General features: G+C 64.7%; 16 protein-coding genes. 10 read left to right on the top strand and 6 right to left on the bottom strand.

The genetic code is table 11. The annotated features are described in order from the left end of the window. A partial coding sequence (locus tag VN004_RS10700) for a TRAP transporter large permease (protein ID WP_325609765.1) occupies positions 1–924 on the top strand: 924 nt, incomplete at its 5' end. A 171-nt stretch (positions 925–1,095) separates the two neighbouring features. On the opposite strand, the gene VN004_RS10705 is transcribed toward VN004_RS10700, so the two are convergent. Next, complete coding sequence (locus tag VN004_RS10705; protein WP_325609767.1) at positions 1,096–2,841, bottom strand: adenylate/guanylate cyclase domain-containing protein; 1,746 nt, start codon at positions 2,839–2,841, stop codon at positions 1,096–1,098. A gap of 108 nt (positions 2,842–2,949) precedes the next feature. Between VN004_RS10705 and VN004_RS10710 the strand changes: the two genes are divergently transcribed. The 3 genes from VN004_RS10710 (at position 2,950) to VN004_RS10720 (ending at position 6,592) form a co-directional block, all read left to right on the top strand. Then, the gene (locus tag VN004_RS10710) at positions 2,950–3,771 is read left to right on the top strand and encodes an EcsC family protein (protein WP_325609769.1); all 822 of its coding nucleotides are present in this window, start codon (positions 2,950–2,952) and stop codon (positions 3,769–3,771) included. A 71-nt stretch (positions 3,772–3,842) separates the two neighbouring features. Beyond that, the gene (locus VN004_RS10715; RefSeq protein ID WP_325609771.1) at positions 3,843–4,967 is read left to right on the top strand and encodes a M48 family metallopeptidase; all 1,125 of its coding nucleotides are present in this window, start codon (positions 3,843–3,845) and stop codon (positions 4,965–4,967) included. A 20-nt stretch (positions 4,968–4,987) separates the two neighbouring features. After that, the gene (locus VN004_RS10720) at positions 4,988–6,592 is read left to right on the top strand and encodes a serine hydrolase (RefSeq protein WP_325609773.1); all 1,605 of its coding nucleotides are present in this window, start codon (positions 4,988–4,990) and stop codon (positions 6,590–6,592) included. A 34-nt stretch (positions 6,593–6,626) separates the two neighbouring features. Here VN004_RS10720 and VN004_RS10725 read toward each other — a convergent pair whose 3' ends face one another. Continuing rightward, on the bottom strand, positions 6,627–7,052 hold the full coding sequence (locus VN004_RS10725; RefSeq protein WP_325609775.1) for a DUF6647 family protein: 426 nt from the start codon (positions 7,050–7,052) through the stop codon (positions 6,627–6,629). A gap of 308 nt (positions 7,053–7,360) precedes the next feature. Here VN004_RS10725 and VN004_RS10730 point away from each other — a divergent pair, with 308 nt between their 5' ends. Then, positions 7,361–9,022: an FAD-dependent monooxygenase gene (locus tag VN004_RS10730; protein ID WP_325609777.1), complete on the top strand. Its 1,662-nt coding sequence runs from the start codon at positions 7,361–7,363 to the stop codon at positions 9,020–9,022. 60 nt (positions 9,023–9,082) lie between these two features. Here the strand turns inward: VN004_RS10730 and VN004_RS10735 are convergent, their stop codons facing one another. Beyond that, positions 9,083–9,832 carry an SOS response-associated peptidase gene (locus VN004_RS10735; RefSeq protein WP_325609779.1) on the bottom strand — a complete coding sequence of 250 codons (750 nt, stop codon included), beginning with the start codon at positions 9,830–9,832 and terminating at the stop codon, positions 9,083–9,085. A gap of 79 nt (positions 9,833–9,911) precedes the next feature. Between VN004_RS10735 and VN004_RS10740 the strand changes: the two genes are divergently transcribed. The 3 genes from VN004_RS10740 (at position 9,912) to VN004_RS10750 (ending at position 11,230) form a co-directional block, all read left to right on the top strand. Continuing rightward, positions 9,912–10,343, top strand: a complete 432-nt coding sequence (locus tag VN004_RS10740) for an NUDIX hydrolase (RefSeq protein WP_325609781.1) — start codon at positions 9,912–9,914, stop codon at positions 10,341–10,343. Between the two features lie 89 nt (positions 10,344–10,432). After that, positions 10,433–10,807: a TIGR02301 family protein gene (locus VN004_RS10745; protein WP_325609783.1), complete on the top strand. Its 375-nt coding sequence runs from the start codon at positions 10,433–10,435 to the stop codon at positions 10,805–10,807. Between the two features lie 156 nt (positions 10,808–10,963). After that, positions 10,964–11,230 carry a hypothetical protein gene (locus tag VN004_RS10750; RefSeq protein ID WP_325609785.1) on the top strand — a complete coding sequence of 89 codons (267 nt, stop codon included), beginning with the start codon at positions 10,964–10,966 and terminating at the stop codon, positions 11,228–11,230. 1 nt (position 11,231) lies between these two features. Here the strand turns inward: VN004_RS10750 and VN004_RS10755 are convergent, their stop codons facing one another. The 3 genes from VN004_RS10755 to VN004_RS10765 are packed head-to-tail and all read right to left on the bottom strand — an operon-like array spanning position 11,232 to position 14,968. Then, on the bottom strand, positions 11,232–12,200 hold the full coding sequence (locus tag VN004_RS10755) for a Bug family tripartite tricarboxylate transporter substrate binding protein (RefSeq protein WP_325609787.1): 969 nt from the start codon (positions 12,198–12,200) through the stop codon (positions 11,232–11,234). Between the two features lie 31 nt (positions 12,201–12,231). Continuing rightward, positions 12,232–13,608 carry an amidohydrolase family protein gene (locus VN004_RS10760; protein ID WP_325609789.1) on the bottom strand — a complete coding sequence of 459 codons (1,377 nt, stop codon included), beginning with the start codon at positions 13,606–13,608 and terminating at the stop codon, positions 12,232–12,234. Positions 13,609–13,633: 25 nt separating this feature from the next. Further along, on the bottom strand, positions 13,634–14,968 hold the full coding sequence (locus VN004_RS10765; protein WP_325609791.1) for a dihydroorotase: 1,335 nt from the start codon (positions 14,966–14,968) through the stop codon (positions 13,634–13,636). 146 nt (positions 14,969–15,114) lie between these two features. Here VN004_RS10765 and VN004_RS10770 point away from each other — a divergent pair, with 146 nt between their 5' ends. Both VN004_RS10770 and VN004_RS10775 read left to right on the top strand, forming a co-directional pair. Next, positions 15,115–15,993, top strand: a complete 879-nt coding sequence (locus VN004_RS10770; RefSeq protein ID WP_325609793.1) for a folate-binding protein — start codon at positions 15,115–15,117, stop codon at positions 15,991–15,993. Next, positions 15,990–16,208, top strand: a 219-nt coding sequence (locus tag VN004_RS10775; protein WP_325609795.1) for a DNA-3-methyladenine glycosylase I, incomplete at its 3' end; no start/stop codon positions are given. The genes VN004_RS10770 and VN004_RS10775, both read left to right, overlap by 4 nt.

A 16,208-nucleotide genomic window follows, 5' to 3' on the forward strand; every position in this document is an offset into this window, starting at 1 on the left:
GTCGCCTACCCGGCGATGAAGGACATCGGCTATTCCGACCGCCTGTCCACCGGCGCGATCGCCTCCGGCGGCACGCTCGGCATTCTCATCCCGCCATCGACCCTGATGGTGATCTACGGCGTGATGACAGAAACCAATATCGGCAAGATGTTCGCGGCCGGCATCCTGCCCGGCATTCTCGCGACGGTCCTCCTTTGCATCGCCGTGCAATGGACGGTCTGGCGCGATCCGGACTCCGGTCCGCGCGGCGAACGCTCGACCTGGAGCCAGCGGCTGCGCGCGGCTGAGGGCGTCTGGGCGGTGGTGCTGCTGTTCGTCCTCGTGATGGGCGGCATCTATGGCGGGATATTCACGACGACGGAGGGCGCAGGCATCGGTGCGTTCGGCGCCTTCTGCATCGCGGTGTCACGCCGCGCGCTGACCTGGCGCACGCTGCTCGACGCGCTTGTCGAATCCGGGCGCACGACGGCGATGCTGTTCGTGATCCTTACCGGCGCGCTGATGTTCGCCGAATTCGTCAATTACACGACGATGCCGGACGACCTCAAGCACCTCGTCACGGCGTTCAATCTGTCGCCGATCATGGTGATCACCGCGATCTGCATCATCTACGTGCTGCTCGGCACCGCGATGGAAGAATTGTCGATGATCCTGCTCACGGTGCCGGTGTTCTTTCCGCTCGTCGTGCATCTCGGTTTCGACCCGATCTGGTTCGGCATCCTGGTCGTCGTGGTGGTGGAAATCGGGTTGATCAGCCCGCCGGTCGGCATGAACCTGTTCGTGCTGAAAGCATTGCTGCCGAATGTGTCGACCACGACGCTGTTCCTCGGCGTCTTGCCGTTTGTCATCGCGGATATCATCCGGCTCGGCATCCTGATCGCGTTCCCGTCGATCTCGCTCTGGCTGCCGAGCATGATGCGATAAGGATGACGCTGGAGCGCACCGTCGAAGCAGAATCGCATCGCTCATGTCTTGTCATGCCCCGCGAAAGCGGGGCATCCAGTAAACTCTTGAAGCAGTTGCGTTTACTGGATCGCCCGCTTTCGCGGGCGATGACAGGTGGAGAGCGGCTGCGCTGTGAAAAGGCAGTGGGCGTTATGGCAACCCGGCCTTCGCAAGGCCTTCGACGATGCGCTGAAAATCGCTCGTATTCTTGTAGGGCAAGGCGCGTTCGCGCTGCTCCAGCGAGAAATCCGGGTTGATCTTCAGGAGCTCCGCCCAGGCCGCGCGCGCCTCCTCGATCTGACCGAGATGGCCATAGGCCGCCGCAAGAAGCATGCGGCTGGAATCCGTGCCGGGATTGCGCGCGATCCTCTCCTTGAGCAACTTGATCGCGGCATCATGATCGCCCAGCGCGAAATGGGCCTGCGCCACGAAATGCAGGACGATCGGCGGAAAATGCGGATCGAGCCGCATTGCGACGGAGAACGCCTGCAGCGCTTCGGCAGGCTGGCCGGCATACATCAGCGTCAGCCCCATCGCGCTTTGTCCCTGCGCGTAGTTCGGATCGAGGCTCATCATGTCGCGCAAAGCCGCGAGTGCGCCGCTGTGATTGCGCCGCCAGAGCAAGGCGCTGCCCAGCGCCATGCGGCCGACCGGCTCGTCGGGATTGAGTTCGACCGCTCGCCGCGCCCAGCGCTCCGCGTCATCCAGAGCCTGCGCCGGGTCGGCAGTCCAGCCGCTCGCATAATCCGAGATCGAAGCCAGCGCCAATCCCGCGTGAGGCGCTGCGAAACGCGGGTCGAGTGCGATGGCGCGGCGATGCAGGGCCTTGGCCTCGATCACCGATTCACGTGTGCCGCGTGCCAGCGCCTCGCGCGCCCGAAGCCACGCCCCGTAGGCTTCGATATTCGACTTGCCGCGCCGGTGCAGGCGTTCCTGTTCGCGTTTGGTCAGTGTCACCGCCAGCACGCCAACGATCTTCTGGACCACCTCGTCCTGGGTCTCGAAGATGTCGGTGAGATCGCGATCGAAGCGCTCCGCCCAGAGATGCCCGCCGCTCGTGGCGTCGATCAGCTGCGCCGTGATGCGGACCCGGTTGCCGGCCTTCCGGATGCTGCCTTCTAGCACGAACCGCACGCCGAGATCGCTGGCGATGTCCTGCACCTTCACCGAGCGGCCCTTGTAGGCGAACGAGGAATTGCGCGCGATCACAAACAGGCCGGAAACTTTCGAGAGGTCGGTGATCAGGTCTTCGGTGATGCCATCGCTGAAGAACTCCTGCTCCGCATCGCTACTCATGTTCATGAAGGGCAGCACCGCGATGGACGGCTTGTCGGGAACAGGTGGCTGCGCCGTCGGCGCGGCCCGGACTGCAAATCCCGGCAACACGATGCGAAACACCCGGACCGGCGCTGCAATATTCTTCAGGCTCTGCTCGCCGAGGTCCTCGACGGCCATGCCCGGCGTCGGCTGGACGAAATCGCGCACGGCGCGCGAGATGTAGACGGTGCCGGGGTCCGCAAGGCCCTCCAGCCGCGCCGCCACATTCACGCCGTCGCCGTAGATGTCGCCATCCTCAACGACAACATCACCGAGATTGATGCCTATCCGGAATTCGATGCGGCGATCCTGCGGTACCTCGGTGTTGCGGTCGGCCATCCGCTGCTGCACCTCGATGGCGCAGCGGACCGCCTTCACCGGGCTCGCAAATTCCGCAGGGAACCCGTCGCCCGTCGTCTTGACGATGCGGCCCTGATGCTCGGCGATTTTCGGCTCGATCAACTCGCGCCAATGCGCGCGGAAGCGCTCGATCGTGCCCTCCTCGTCGAGCCCGATCAGACGCGAATAACCCGCGACGTCTGCGGCAAATATAGCGGCAAGCCGGCGTTCCATTCCCAATCCAGTAGCCGGGCCAATGACTGACCAAATCGCGCGCCCCGGCGCGCCACCCCGTTTAACTTGAGATATGCTTTTGTCGCCATATCTCCAGCGCCAGCGAGGCACACAATGCAGGCAGAGGCTTTGGCGGCGCAACGGACGGTCGACCTCACGCCCGAGGATATGGAGGCGCTTTCGCAGGCGGTCCGGTCGCTGGAAAATCCGAGCCTCGCGGCGCGGCTGACCAACATGGTCGGTAAGCCGGTCGAACTGATCGGCTATGCCCTGCCCGATCCGGCCTCCAAGGCGATCTCGACCGCCACCTCAAAAGCGCTCGAGATGGCGCTGAAGGTCGCGCTCAAGACCATGCGGAACGAACCGCAGGCCGGCTCGCGCCTCCTTCACAAGGCGCTGGCCACAGCCTCGGGCGCTGCGGGCGGCGCATTCGGCCTCGCGGCGCTGCCGATCGAACTGCCGGTATCCACCATCATCATGTTGCGGTCGATCGCCGAGATCGCGCGCAGCGAGGGCGAGAATCTGTCCGACCCGGAAGCGGCGCTGTCCTGCGTCGAGGTATTCGCGCTTGGCGGTCGCACCGGCTCGGACGACGCGTCTGAAAGCGGCTATTTCGCGGTCCGCGGGCTGCTCGCCAAATCCGTCACGGAAGCCGCGCGCTTTGTGACGCAGCGCGGCGTCGTGAGCGAAGGCGCACCGATCATGGTGCGGTTCCTCACCCAGGTCGCCTCGCGGTTCGGTATCGTGGTGTCACAGAAGGTCGCCGCGCAATCCTTTCCGGTGATCGGTGCGCTCGGCGGCGCCGCGGTGAATTACGCCTTCCTAGAGCATTTCCAGGATGTGGCGCGCGGCCATTTCATCGTGCGGCGGCTCGAGCGAATCTATGGCAAAGAGCGCATCGAGGCGGAATATACCCGCCTTGCGGATCGCCACTGACCGGCTTTTCGCGTTTGGCCGGGCGGCCGAAGCGGCTTTGTTCGGTGCGAGGACAGCGGGGGGCAAGGCACATGGCAGCGGCGGCGTTGCAATCCGCGCCGGCCACCTATTTCGATGGCGTGACCGCCGCGCGTCATCGGGTGATGGTCGCCTGCACCGATGTGGGGCTTGATATCACCGATCCGCACGGCACCACGCTGGCGTTCTGGCCCTATTCCCGCTTGGCGAATCTCAACGCACCGAAGCAAGTCTTTCGTCTCGGCTTGCGGGACAGCGACCGGCTCGCGCGGCTGGAGATCACCGATGAGAAAATCGCGCGCCTGATCGATGACATCTGCCCCGACATCGACCGGTCCGACGCGGCCGAACGCGACAAGCGGCGCAGCGTCCTCATCCTTTCGCTCAGTGCGATTGTATCTCTTTTGCTGGTCGCGTTCTTCGGTTTGCCGCAGATCAGCGAGCGGCTCAGCTGGGTCGTCCCCACATCGGTCGATCGAAGCCTCGGGCGTGCGGCCGACCTCCGCTTCCGGGCCATGATGGGGAAAGAGGATCGCAGCCGGCCGATTGAATGCGGCATGGACGGGATCGAGATCGAAGGCAAGAAAGTCTTCGATGCGCTGATGGACCGGATTGCGCATGCAGCGGGAGTCGATGCTCCGTTTCAGGCTGTGGTGCTCCGCCTGCCTGAGGCCAACGCCTTCGCGCTGGCCGGGGGCCATGTGTATGTGCTGCAGGGCCTGATCGACCAGGCAAAGGACGTGGACGAATTGGCCGCCATCATCGCGCACGAGCTTGGCCATGTCGCCAATCGCGACGGCATTCGCAGCGTGCTGCAGAATGCAGGCTTGTCGCTGATTTTCGGCATTGTGCTCGGCGACTTCGTGGGCGGGGCCGCAGTCGTCGCCGCCGCTCACCTTTTGCTGGAGGCGGCCTATTCGCGCGAGCAGGAATTGGCGGCGGACGATTTTGCGGTACACACGCTGAAGGCGCTTGGTGCGGATCCGCGCGCGCTCGCGACCTTTCTCGATCGCGTCGCGCGTACGCGCGAGGGATTGTCGATCCTGCTCACGCATCCATCCGTTCCCGAACGGGTGGCAAGGATCAAGGCGGTTGCGTCGCCGCAGCAAAACCCGAAGCCCCTCTTGAGCGCCGACGAATGGCAGGCGCTTCGCAGGATCTGCGCGGCTCACCCCTAGTATCGGAGGATTCGCCCGACATGCATCGTTGCGCACCATTCGCTCTCCGCCAATTGCCGCGCGCTTTCGCCCAGGTTCTCGGCCTGTGCGCCCTGTTCGCAATTCAAGGCGCACAAGACGGGCTGGCGCAGGAGCAAGGGCCACCGTCCGAAGTCATGGGCGTGCCCATTCCGGCCGGCCAGATCGACCGCGCCATTGGCGAGCTCGACAACCTCGCCGCGGAAATCATGCGCCGCAGTGGTGTGCCGGGCATGGCCGTGGCTGTAGTGCGCGACGGGATCACGGTTTACGCCAAGGGTTTCGGCGTACGCAAAGCCGGTACATCCGAGGCCGTCGACGCGGACACCGTCTTTCAGATCGCCTCGCTGTCGAAGTCGATCACCGGGACGATCGTGGCGCGCCAGGTGCAGGCCGGCGTCATCGACTGGGATACACCGGTCGTGAAGCATCTGCCCTGGTTCCGGCTGAAGGATCCGTGGGTCACATCTCATGTCACGGTTGGCGATCTGCTCAGCCATCGTTCCGGCCTGCCCGACCATGGCGGCGATGCGCTCGAGGATATCGGGTTCGACCGGAGGCAGGTGCTGGAGCGGCTGCGCTTCTTGCCGCTCGCGCCGTTCCGCATCAGCTATGCTTATACGAATTTCGGCTTGACCGCAGGGGCGGAAGCCGTCGCCGTGGCTGCGCGCAAGGACTGGGCGACGCTGAGCGACGAGGCCCTGTTCAAACCACTCGGCATGGCCTCGACCAGCATGCGGTTCTCCGATTTCGAGAAGCGTGCGAACCGCGCCGTCGGGCATGTCAGGGTCGGCGACAGGTTCGAGCCGAAATACCAGCGCAAGCCCGACGCGCAGGCCCCGGCGGGCGGCGTGAGTTCGTCGGTCAACGATCTTGCGCGATGGCTCGCGATGCTGACCGAGGGCGGCGTGTGGAATGGCGCGCAGTTCATCGAGACAAAGGCGCTGCTGCCGGCGATGTCGCCGCAAGCCTTCTCCGCCCCTCCGGCAACCTTCACCGCCCGCTCAGGCTTCTACGGCTATGGCTTCAATGTCAGCGTGACACCGGCCGGACGGACAAGCTTCAGCCATTCGGGCGCTTTCGCCATGGGCGCGGGTACGAATTTCCTCATCCTGCCGTCCGCAAGGGTCGGCATCGTCGTGCTGACCAACGCCCAGCCGACCGGCGCCGCCGAAGCCCTGGTGGCGCAATTCATCGATCTCGTGCAGTTCGGCAAGATCGAGCGGGACTGGTACCCAGCCTATAACCGCCTGGTGGCCCCGACGAATGCGCCATTCGGCAGCCTGGTTGGAAAGCTGCGCCCGAAGAACCCGGCACCGGCGGCGAGCCTCGCGCAATATGCCGGCCGCTATGCCAGCAATTATGGCGGTGAAGCGCAGGTCGTGCGGCTGGGCGACCGCCTCGCACTGCGGCTCGGACCAAGGCAGACCGAATACCCGCTGACGCATTGGGACGGCGATACCTTCACCTTCACGCCATCAGGCGAGAACGCTCCCAACGGGTCGATCTCGCTTGTCACCTTCGACGGTAAAGGCAAATCGGGCTTTCGCGATCTCACGATCGAATATCTGAATGGACAGGGACTGGGCACCTTCCGCCGCAAGTAATTGCGGCGGAGCGACTGCGCTGTACGCCCTCCCACTAGTCCAGGCTTTCGTCGCGGCACACCGACGTCATGATGATAAAAAAGTCGTTGATCTGCAGAAGATCGTGTGGATCGACGACGCCCTGGTCGCGCAGCCATTTGAGCTGCAGCTCATAGGCCAGTGTTTCGCGCGCCGCGTTACAGGGATATGGCATCGCGTGGACATTCTGAAAATGGTGGACGAGCTCATGAACGAGCTCGCTCTGATCGGCGAGTCGAGCGCTGTCCCAATTGGTGCGCAGATAGATGATGCGATCGCCCCGCCCATACAATGCCCGCACGCGCTCGCCCTGCGCACTCGGTGTCGTCGCAAGCTCGTGCAACGCGTCGGGGTTCAGGTGAACAACGCGGGGCGGCGGCGGAACCGACAGGCCCGTCTGCATCGCGATCCAGGCCGACAGAACCATGATCAACGCATCCATGACGCTTCTCCATCAGAGATGAGCCGGCGTCCTGAGAAAGCAGATTCCGGTCGTACGCTCTGTGAGACCCCTCACATTGATCCGTCAGAAAGCGAACAAGCACGGATGGGGCCACGCGCTGCATGCCGTGTCGGCAGTGGCATCGCGTTACCCATGAGTTGTCGTGACTGGCGCTTCCGCCGCACGTCGGCGATACTGCCAACACCATGCCCGCACCGACCAACAAGCCTCCGCTCCACCCGGATCGCACTCTCCTCGCGCTCGCGCATCAGCGCGGCACCGGCAGGGCCGTTTCGAAATAATTAGCCATGGCAGAAGCGAACCGCAGACCAGTCGCCATCGTGGGCGGCGGCCCGGTGGGCCTCGCGCTCGCGCTGTTGCTCGACCATCACGGCGTGGCGTCGGTGATTTTCAACAGCGAGGCCGGCACCCGCTGGCACCCCAAGGGTTCGACGCAGAATGCGCGGACGATGGAGCATTACCGCCGGCTCGGCTTTGCGCATGAACTGCGCAAGCTCGGCCTGCCGCCGGAGCATTCCGGCGACGTCGCATATTTCACGCGCTTCAATGCCTACGAGCTGGCCCGGCTGCGGATGCCCTCGGCTGCGGAGAAGGCGCGTTCGGTCGCGGCGTCCGCCAAGCTCGACCAATTTCCGGAGCCGTTGCTGCGCGCCAACCAGATGTATGTCGAAGCCTTTCTCCTCGAGGAGGCACGGCGGCGCGCGCGCATTACGTTGCGGTTCGGCTGGGAGGTGACGGCCTTCGCGCAGGATGCGGATGGCGTGACGGTTGACGCAACTGAGGCGAACGACAGCCGCGCGGAACGCTGGCGAGCGTCCTATCTCGTCGGCTGCGACGGCGGACGGTCCTTTGTGCGGCGGACGCTCGGCATTCGCTATTCCGGCGAGGAGACCTTGCGGCAGGCCTATTTCGGGGGGCGGATGTTCGCGAGCTATCTTCGCGCGCCGACGCTTTATCGCGATGTGCTGAAGGATCGCGCCTGTTTCCAGCATTGGGCGATCAATCCGGATATCCGCTCCACCATCATCGCCCTCAACGGCAAGGACGAATTCCTGTTCTGGATGCGGCCGAAGGATGCGCAGGCCGAGCCTGAGGACGATCTGGTGCGCAGAGCCGTTGCCGCCTGCTGCGGCATGGCAGTGCCGGTCGAGCCCATTGCCCATGCGCCCTGGACTGCCGGCGTCGCGCTGGTCGCGGAACGCTTCGCCGAAGGCCGCGTGCTGCTCGCAGGTGACGCCGTGCATCTGTTCACGCCAACCGGCGGCTTCGGCATGAATACCGGGATCGACGACGCGGCTAATCTCGCATGGAAGCTTGCCGCGATGGTGCAGGGATGGGGCGGCTCCAATCTCCTTGCATCCTACGAGACCGAGCGCCTTCCCATCGCGATCCGCAACACCGGCGCCGCGCGCGAACTGGCGAAGAGTATCGGCGATATCCACGTCTCGCCCGATCTCGAGGCGGACAACGCGGCGGGCGCGGCGGCGCGGCAGGAGTTGGGCGCGTTTCTCTCCACTTTCGGCGAGGAGTTTGCCTCAATCGGCGTGCAGCTCGGCGCCCGCTATGACGGCTCGCCGATCATCGCCGGCGACGAGGCCGCCCCGCCCGATTCATTTGCCAGCTACACACCGAGCACAGTGCCGGGCGGGCGGGCGCCGCATGCCTGGATCGGGAACGGCCGTGGCATCGGAGATTCCTTGTTCGACCGGCTTGGTCAGGGCTTCACGCTGCTGCGGCTTGGCGCAAACGCGCCGCACGCAGTGGATCTCGCACAGGCCGCCGACAAACTGGCCATTCCGTTCACGCAAATCGACATCGCCGACGACGACATCCGCGAGCTGTATGGACGCAATCTCGTGCTGATCCGGCCGGACCAGCATGTCGCCTGGCGCGGCAATGCGGCGCCCGCCGATGCCGAGGCGCTGCTGCGCCGGCTGACGGGAAGCTGACGCGATTGCCGAAGGGGGCGCACACACATCGCGCCTCGCGATGCATCAGAACAGCGATTGCTAGAAAAGCGATTGCTGCCGGTCGTCCTTTTTCGACTTGCGCGCAGCCTTGGCGGGCGCGGCTGCTGTCTCGGTCACCGGCGGCGGCGTGTAGCGCGCGATCAGCTCCGGCCCGTCATGGACCGCGCGATTCACCGCGGGCGACACTTCATACACCTCCAGCGCATCGTCAGGCGCCGCCGCGATCAATGCGGCCGCCATCTGCGCATCCACGCGCCTGCTGTCGAGCCACATGTCCCAGGTCTCCGGCGGCAGGATGACCGGCATCCGGTGATGGATCGACCGGATCGAAGGGCTCGCGTCGGTCGTGACGATCGCGGCGGTGTCGAGTTCCTCGCCGTTCGGTCCGATCCAGGTTTCCCACAATCCGGCAAAGGCGAGCAGACCGCCGTCCCTCCTCTGGATGAAATACGGCTGATTCGATGCGCCGTCGCGCCGCCATTCATAGAAGCCGTTCGCCGGAATGAGGCAGCGCCGGCGCTTCATCGCATTCTTGAAAGCCGGCCGCTCATTCACGGTTTCGCCGCGCGCGTTGAACAGGAGCGAGATCGTTTTCGGATCCTTGACGAAACCGGGGATCAGGCCCCAGCGCATCAGCGCGAATTGCCGTTCGCCATCCCACAGCCGCACCACCGGAATGGGCTGGCTCGGCGCCACATTGTAGCGGGCCGGGAAATCCGGCATCTCCTGATACTTGAAGATCCGCCGCATCGCTTCCGGCGCGGTGGTGATGGCATAGCGTCCGCACATGGCCGCAACATAATGCGCGCGGGCCGCGGGGGAAGCCGCCGCCGCCAGGGCTGAGGACAAATAAGGCTGGGGACAAAAGATGGACGATCGCGCCTACCCGACCCGGCCCTTCCTTGCGGTCAGCGCGGCCGTCATCCAGGATAGCAAGGTACTGATCGTCCGGCGCGGCGGGACTTTCGGGCGCGGCGTCTACACTCTGCCGGGCGGCGTGGTGGAGGCGGGCGAAACGCTGACGCAGGCCGTGATCCGGGAGGTCCGCGAGGAAACCGGCATCGCCATCGAGCCGGTGGCGCTCGCCGGTTATCGCGAGATGATCCAGCGGGACGAGGCCGGCAAGATCTCCCGGCATTTCGTGATCGTCTGCTTTGCCGCGCGCTGGATCGGCGGCGAACCAGTCCCGGAGCCCTCGGAAATCGACGAAGTCGCATGGCGGCGGCCGGAGGAACTGGACGGCCTGAAAACCACTGCCGGCCTTCGGGAGATCATCGCCGACGCAATGCAGAAACTCTGAAAGGGGCAGCAAGCCCCGTTGCCCGCACCCAAAAGGCGCCGAAATGCTGCCTTGCGCTCGCCGTGGGGTGAGCGCATATCGGCACCGCCATGATCCGCCGCCTCGTTCTCTCCGCCGTCTTGTGCCTGTCGCTGGCCGCTCCCGCGCGCGCGGTCGACAGCGGCGCGCTGTTCGAGGCTGAGCTCGAGCGGCTGTCCGAAATCCTCGGCGCCCTGCATTATCTGCGAGGCTTGTGCGGAGCAAATGACGGCCAGAAGTGGCGCAACGAGATGCGCGCCCTGCTCGACGCCGAGGCCCAGGCCCCCGAACGCCGCACCAAGCTGATGGCGAGTTTCAACCGGGGGTATAACGGATTCCAACAGACCTACCGTACCTGCACGGCGGCCGCCGACCTCGCGGTCCGGCGCTATCTCGACGAAGGCACCAAAATCTCCCGCGAAATCACCGCCCGCTTCACGAACTGACCGGCGGAGCCCTTCCTGGACATCGTCGCTGGAGGGCGCTGTGCATTCTCCGTCGAAATTAACCTTTCCTAAAGACGAGCGTTTCCACCGCCCGGCCGCGTGTTAACGTGCATGCACTTGGGGTGGGCGCCGGTGGCGCGCAGGAATCCGGTGGCAATGACGACATTGACGCGCATGTATTCGGCTCGTGAGCCGATCCCTGATCACGAGCAGAAAAGGGTCGCGCTCGGCTATGTGCACGAAGCCTGGGCGGAGGCACGGCTCGACGGCGTGGATGGCGATTGCATGGCGCAGGCCTGCCTGTTCGCGGCGCTGATCGAGTTCGTATCGACCTACGGCGAGGAAGCGGCCTCCACCTTTGCTGAAGGCCTCCCTGCCCGCATCCGCAACGGCGAGTTTTCTGTCGACCGGTCGCGGCAATAATTCAGACGCGCGGAATATTCGCGTCCGCCACGACCTTGGTCCATTTCGCGACGTCTTCGGCGACGCGATTACGGAATCCCTCCGGCGTCGTCGGCACCACATCGCTGCCGAGCTTTCGCAGCCGCTCGATCACCTCCTGCTCGGCAAGGATCGCCTTGATCTCCTGATTGACCTTGTTGACGAAGGCCGTCGGCAATCCTGCGGGGCCCGCAACACCGAGCCATGACGTCACCGAATAGCCGGGCACGCCGCCATCGGCGATCGTCGGCACCTTCGGCAGGAGGAAGAATTCCTTCGATCCGGTGACGGCGATCGGACGCAGCCGCCCGTCTGCAATGAACGGCATCAGAGCCGCCGGCGTATCGACCTGGAAATCCACGCGCTTGGCGAGAAGATCGGTGATGGCCTGCGGCGAGCCGCGATAAGGCACGTGCTGAATCTTCGCCTTCGCCATCGCGGCGAACAGTTCGAAGGCGAGATGCATACCAGTGCCGTTGCCGGCGGTGGCGCAAGTCAGCTTGCCGGGATCGGCCTGCGCCGACTTGATGACATCTTGCACGCTTTTCGCCGGATGATCCGGATAGGTCACGAGGATGAAGGGAAAGTCGGTCAGCATACTGATGAAGGAGAAGCTGTCGACCGCGTTATACGGCAACTGCTTGTAGATCGCGGCGGAGACTGCGTGGCCGCCCGGCAGGACCGTGAGCGTGGTCCCGTCCGGTGCCGAACGCGCGACGGCAGCCGCTGAAGTGGTGCCCCCTGCTCCAGGCCGCGGCTCGACCACGATCTGCCGCCCGAGACGCCGGCTGAGATGCTCGGAGATCAGCCGCGCCACGATGTCCACATTCGCGCCGGGCGTGAAGCCATGCATCATCGTGATGGTGCTGCCGCCCGATTGTGCCAGAGCGGGCATGGCGGCGAAGGCAGACAGACCAGCCAATGCGGCGCGGCGGGTGATCTCACTCGTCATTCTCGCTCGTCTCCAATTCATGGAACCCGGCCTAGTTTGGCGCGCTCTCGACGCGATATCCAGCCTCCCTGAGTATGCGTTCGCCAGACACTGCAAGCTCCGCGAGCCGGCGTTCAAGCACGTCGGTCGGGAATGTCAGCTTGCCGTCCTTCTTGCGGACCACGCCGTCGATGAGGACGGTATCCACATTTCCGGCGCCGGCAATTTCCACGATCGAGTAGATCGGATCGTAGACCGGGGCCATGTTGATGTCCTTGGCGCGCAGCATCACGATGTCGGCCTTCTTGCCGGGGGTAAGCGTGCCGATCCTGTCTTCCATCAGGAAGGCGCGCGCCCCGCCGATGGTGGCCCATTCGAGTGCCTCGCGCGAGCGCACCGGCATTGTCTTGAAAGGCGAATTGCCGCGCAGTGCGTTGTTGCGGATCTCCTTGCCGCGCGCGAACAGAAGCGCCGCCTGCATCTCGCGGAACATCTGGCCCGAGCAGAACGGCTCGACGTCGATGCCGAGCGAGGGCAAGCCACCCGCCTCGCGGAACGCGGCGACCTGCGTGTCTCCGATGTGATGGTGCAGTTCGACCAGCACAGTCGATGTCAGCGACGCGCCGCTATCGACGATCACCGTCAGGTCGGCATGGGTGTAGCTCGTGCCATGAACGAGATTGTGGTCCGGCCCGAGCAGCCCCTCTTTCGCCATGCGCGCATAGCCATCCGGCACGACGCAATGCTCGCGCGGCCGCGTGTGCGAGGACGAGACGAGGCCGAATTCGCGCGCCATGCGGATGTCGTGCTCGACCACCTCCCATGCGCCCCAGTCCGGCCCGAGGATCGCCATGGCGAGGGTGACGCGGCCGTCGTCGCTCGCAAGCCGCCCCTTGCGCAGCGCCTCGATCCGCTCGCGCGGATGCGGGATATGGGTGAAGGGCACCGCGCCCGCCTTGGTCGGCGGCTTTGCGGTGCCATGCGCGAACACCGCCCGGATGCCGCTATCGACGAGGCCATCGACGGCGCGCTCCGCCATTTCGAGGCTGGTGATGTTGTGGCACCAGTCGACCAGCGTCGTGACGCCGGCGTCGATCTGCGCCAGCGCGCCGATCAGGTTGCCGAGATAATTGTCCTCGGCGGTGTAGCGTGTGGCGAGATTGAGATGCATGTGGCGCAGGTAATCCGGCGTCATCCATTCGGCGCCGATGCCGCGCAAGGCCGTTTCCCAGGTATGCATGTGCGCATTGACGAGACCCGGCATCACGATCTTGTCGGTCGCGTCGATGACTTCGTCGGCGGCGGCATTGAGATTGCGGCCGACCGCTTCGATGCGATTGCCCGAGAAGAGGATTTCGCCGCCCTTGAAATCGCCGATCTTCGGATCGAGCGTCACCAGCCAGCCGCATTTGATCAGAACGCGCTTCATCACTTCCTTCCCAGTTCGAAAATCGTCAGGCCGCCAGCGTTTCGAGAAAGCGCACGCGCTCACCCTGCGACGGCGTCACCAACTGGCCTTCCCACATCACGCGATGGCCGCGCACCACCGTACCGACCGGCCATCCGGTGACTGCGACGCCGTGATAGGGCGTCCAGCCGGCCTTCGACGCCACCCATTCGTTTTTGATGATCTCGCGCCGCTTCAGGTCAACCACCGTCAGATCGGCGTCGTAGCCGACCGCGATGCGGCCCTTGCAGGCAATGTTGAACAGCCGCGCCGGTCCCGCGCTCGTCAGATCGACGAAGCGCAAGAGCGACAACCGCCCGGCATTGACGTGGTCGAGCATCAGCGGAACGAGCGTCTGCACGCCGGTCATGCCGGAGGGCGTCGCCGGATAGGATTTCGACTTTTCCTCGACCGTGTGCGGCGCGTGATCCGAGCCGAGCACGTCCACGACACCTCGTGCGAGCCCGTCCCACAGGCTGGCCTTGTGCGCGGCATCGCGCACCGGCGGATTCATCTGCGCACGCGTGCCGAGCCGCTGATAGCAGTCCGGCGCCTCCAGCGTGAGATGATGCGGCGTCACTTCGACCGACGCGACATCCTTGTGGTGCTGCAGGAAGTCCATCTCCTGCGCGGTCGAAATATGCAGCACATGGACGCGCGCACCGGTCTCCCGCGCGACGCGCACCAGCCGTTCGGTCGCGATCATGGCGGCTTCGGCGTCGCGCCAGACCGGATGCGACGACGCATCGCCCTCCACGCGCAGCGACTTGCGCTCGTTCAGTCGCGCTTCGTCCTCGGCGTGAAACGAGGCCCGGCGGCGGATGACCTTGAGGATATTGCGAAGGCCCTCCTCGTTCTCGACCAGCAGCGAGCCGGTGGAGGATCCCATGAACACCTTCACCCCGGCGCAGCCGGGAAGGCGCTCCCACTCGGGCAGATGCTTGTAATTGTCGTAGGTGCCACCAATGAAGAAGGCATAGTCGCAATGCATCCGGTGGTGTCCGCGCTTGACCTTGTCGGCCAATGCTTCCGGAGTGATGGTCAGCGGGTCGGTATTCGGCATCTCGAAAACGGCGGTGACGCCGCCCATCACGGCGCTCCGGGAGCCGGATTCCAGGTCCTCCTTGTGGGTGCCGCCAGGCTCGCGGAAATGCACCTGGGTGTCGATGACGCCGGGCAGGACATGCAGCCCGCGGCAGTCCACGATCTCTCCGGCGGAGTTCCCGGACAGATTGCCGATCCCTGCGATGCGGCCATTGCGCACGCCGACGTCACGGACGGCTTCGCCGTCCTGATTGACCACGATGCCGCCGCTGAAAATAGTGTCGTAGGTCTGTGTCATCGGATGTCCGGGGTGACTACATTTTCGCCTGCGTCCGGCCCTCTCGGTGAAGGCAGACGGCAGGCGCTCGACAGCGCCTTACGTTTCACCACGAATTCTGGCAAGACGGAAACGGTCGATTGCGCACCCGGGAACGATAGAAAAGAATGAAGGCGGCCCTGCTCACCGATCGCGGCGTCCTGCGCATCGCAGGCGAACCCGCGCGTCATTTTCTCAACAATCTGGTTACGGCCAATATCGAGACCCTGACGCCCGGGCATGCCCGCTATGCGGCGCTGCTGACGCCACAGGGCAAGCTGCTGGCGGACTTTTTCGTGGTTGAAGCCCCGGAAGCCGACGGCGGCGGCTTCTTCATCGACGCGCCCAAGGCTCTCGTTCCGGACTTGGCGCAGAAGCTCAAATTCTACAAGCTGCGCGCCAAGGTGGACATCGATCCGCTCGATGCGATGGCGGTGCTCGCGGTCTGGGATGGTGAAGGCACGACGGAATACGGTCTGGATTTTCGCGATCCGCGGCTTCCCGCGCTCGGCCAGCGCGTGCTCGTGCCGGGCGATGTCGCGCAGGAGGCTGCGAAGGATTTCGGGGCGGAGCTTGTGGACATCGCGGAGTACGAGGCCCATCGCATTGCACTCGGCGTGCCGCGCGGCGGTGTCGACTTCATCTATGGCGAGGTGTTTCCGCATGACGCCGACCTCGACAAGCTGGGCGGCGTGGACTTCAGGAAAGGCTGCTTCATCGGCCAGGAGGTGGTGTCGCGGGTCGAACATCGCGGGACGGCGCGCAATCGCATCGTGCCGGTGGAGTTCGAGGCTCATGCCGCCGAGGATGGCACAGTGGTCATGGCTGGCGACAAGATTGTCGGCACCATGGGATCGTCGGCCGGGCGCCTCGGGCTTGCGATGCTCAGGGTCGACCGCGTCGCCGACGCGATGGCCGCAGGCGTGCCGCTCCTTGCCGGCGGCATTCCGATGACATTGCGCAAGGGCGCCGTGGCCGATTTCCTGAAAGATGCAGGCGCCAGATGAAAGCGATCACGCATGCGGATGGGCTGACGCGCTGTCCGTGGCCGAAAGACGACCCGCTCTATGTCAGCTATCATGACAACGAATGGGGCGTGCCGGAATATGACGACCGCGCGCTGTTCGAAAAGCTGATCCTCGACGGCTTCCAGGCCGGGTTGTCGTGGATCACGATCCTGCGCAAGCGCGACAATTTCCGCAAAGCCTTCGACGATTTCAGT

Source organism: Pseudorhodoplanes sp. (genome assembly GCF_035565855.1).
Classification (GTDB): domain Bacteria; phylum Pseudomonadota; class Alphaproteobacteria; order Rhizobiales; family Xanthobacteraceae; genus Pseudorhodoplanes.

Coding starts and splice junctions, on each gene's coding strand:
- VN004_RS10745 (WP_325609783.1), top strand. CDS start 10,433: ATGATCCGCCGCCTCGTTCTCTCCGCCGTCTTGTGCCTGTCGCTGGCC.
- VN004_RS10730 (WP_325609777.1), top strand. CDS start 7,361: ATGGCAGAAGCGAACCGCAGACCAGTCGCCATCGTGGGCGGCGGCCCG.
- VN004_RS10715 (WP_325609771.1), top strand. CDS start 3,843: ATGGCAGCGGCGGCGTTGCAATCCGCGCCGGCCACCTATTTCGATGGC.
- VN004_RS10720 (WP_325609773.1), top strand. CDS start 4,988: ATGCATCGTTGCGCACCATTCGCTCTCCGCCAATTGCCGCGCGCTTTC.
- VN004_RS10750 (WP_325609785.1), top strand. CDS start 10,964: ATGACGACATTGACGCGCATGTATTCGGCTCGTGAGCCGATCCCTGAT.
- VN004_RS10740 (WP_325609781.1), top strand. CDS start 9,912: ATGGACGATCGCGCCTACCCGACCCGGCCCTTCCTTGCGGTCAGCGCG.
- VN004_RS10760 (WP_325609789.1), bottom strand. CDS start 13,608: ATGAAGCGCGTTCTGATCAAATGCGGCTGGCTGGTGACGCTCGATCCG.
- VN004_RS10710 (WP_325609769.1), top strand. CDS start 2,950: ATGCAGGCAGAGGCTTTGGCGGCGCAACGGACGGTCGACCTCACGCCC.
- VN004_RS10770 (WP_325609793.1), top strand. CDS start 15,115: ATGAAGGCGGCCCTGCTCACCGATCGCGGCGTCCTGCGCATCGCAGGC.
- VN004_RS10765 (WP_325609791.1), bottom strand. CDS start 14,968: ATGACACAGACCTACGACACTATTTTCAGCGGCGGCATCGTGGTCAAT.
- VN004_RS10735 (WP_325609779.1), bottom strand. CDS start 9,832: ATGTGCGGACGCTATGCCATCACCACCGCGCCGGAAGCGATGCGGCGG.
- VN004_RS10725 (WP_325609775.1), bottom strand. CDS start 7,052: ATGGATGCGTTGATCATGGTTCTGTCGGCCTGGATCGCGATGCAGACG.
- VN004_RS10755 (WP_325609787.1), bottom strand. CDS start 12,200: ATGACGAGTGAGATCACCCGCCGCGCCGCATTGGCTGGTCTGTCTGCC.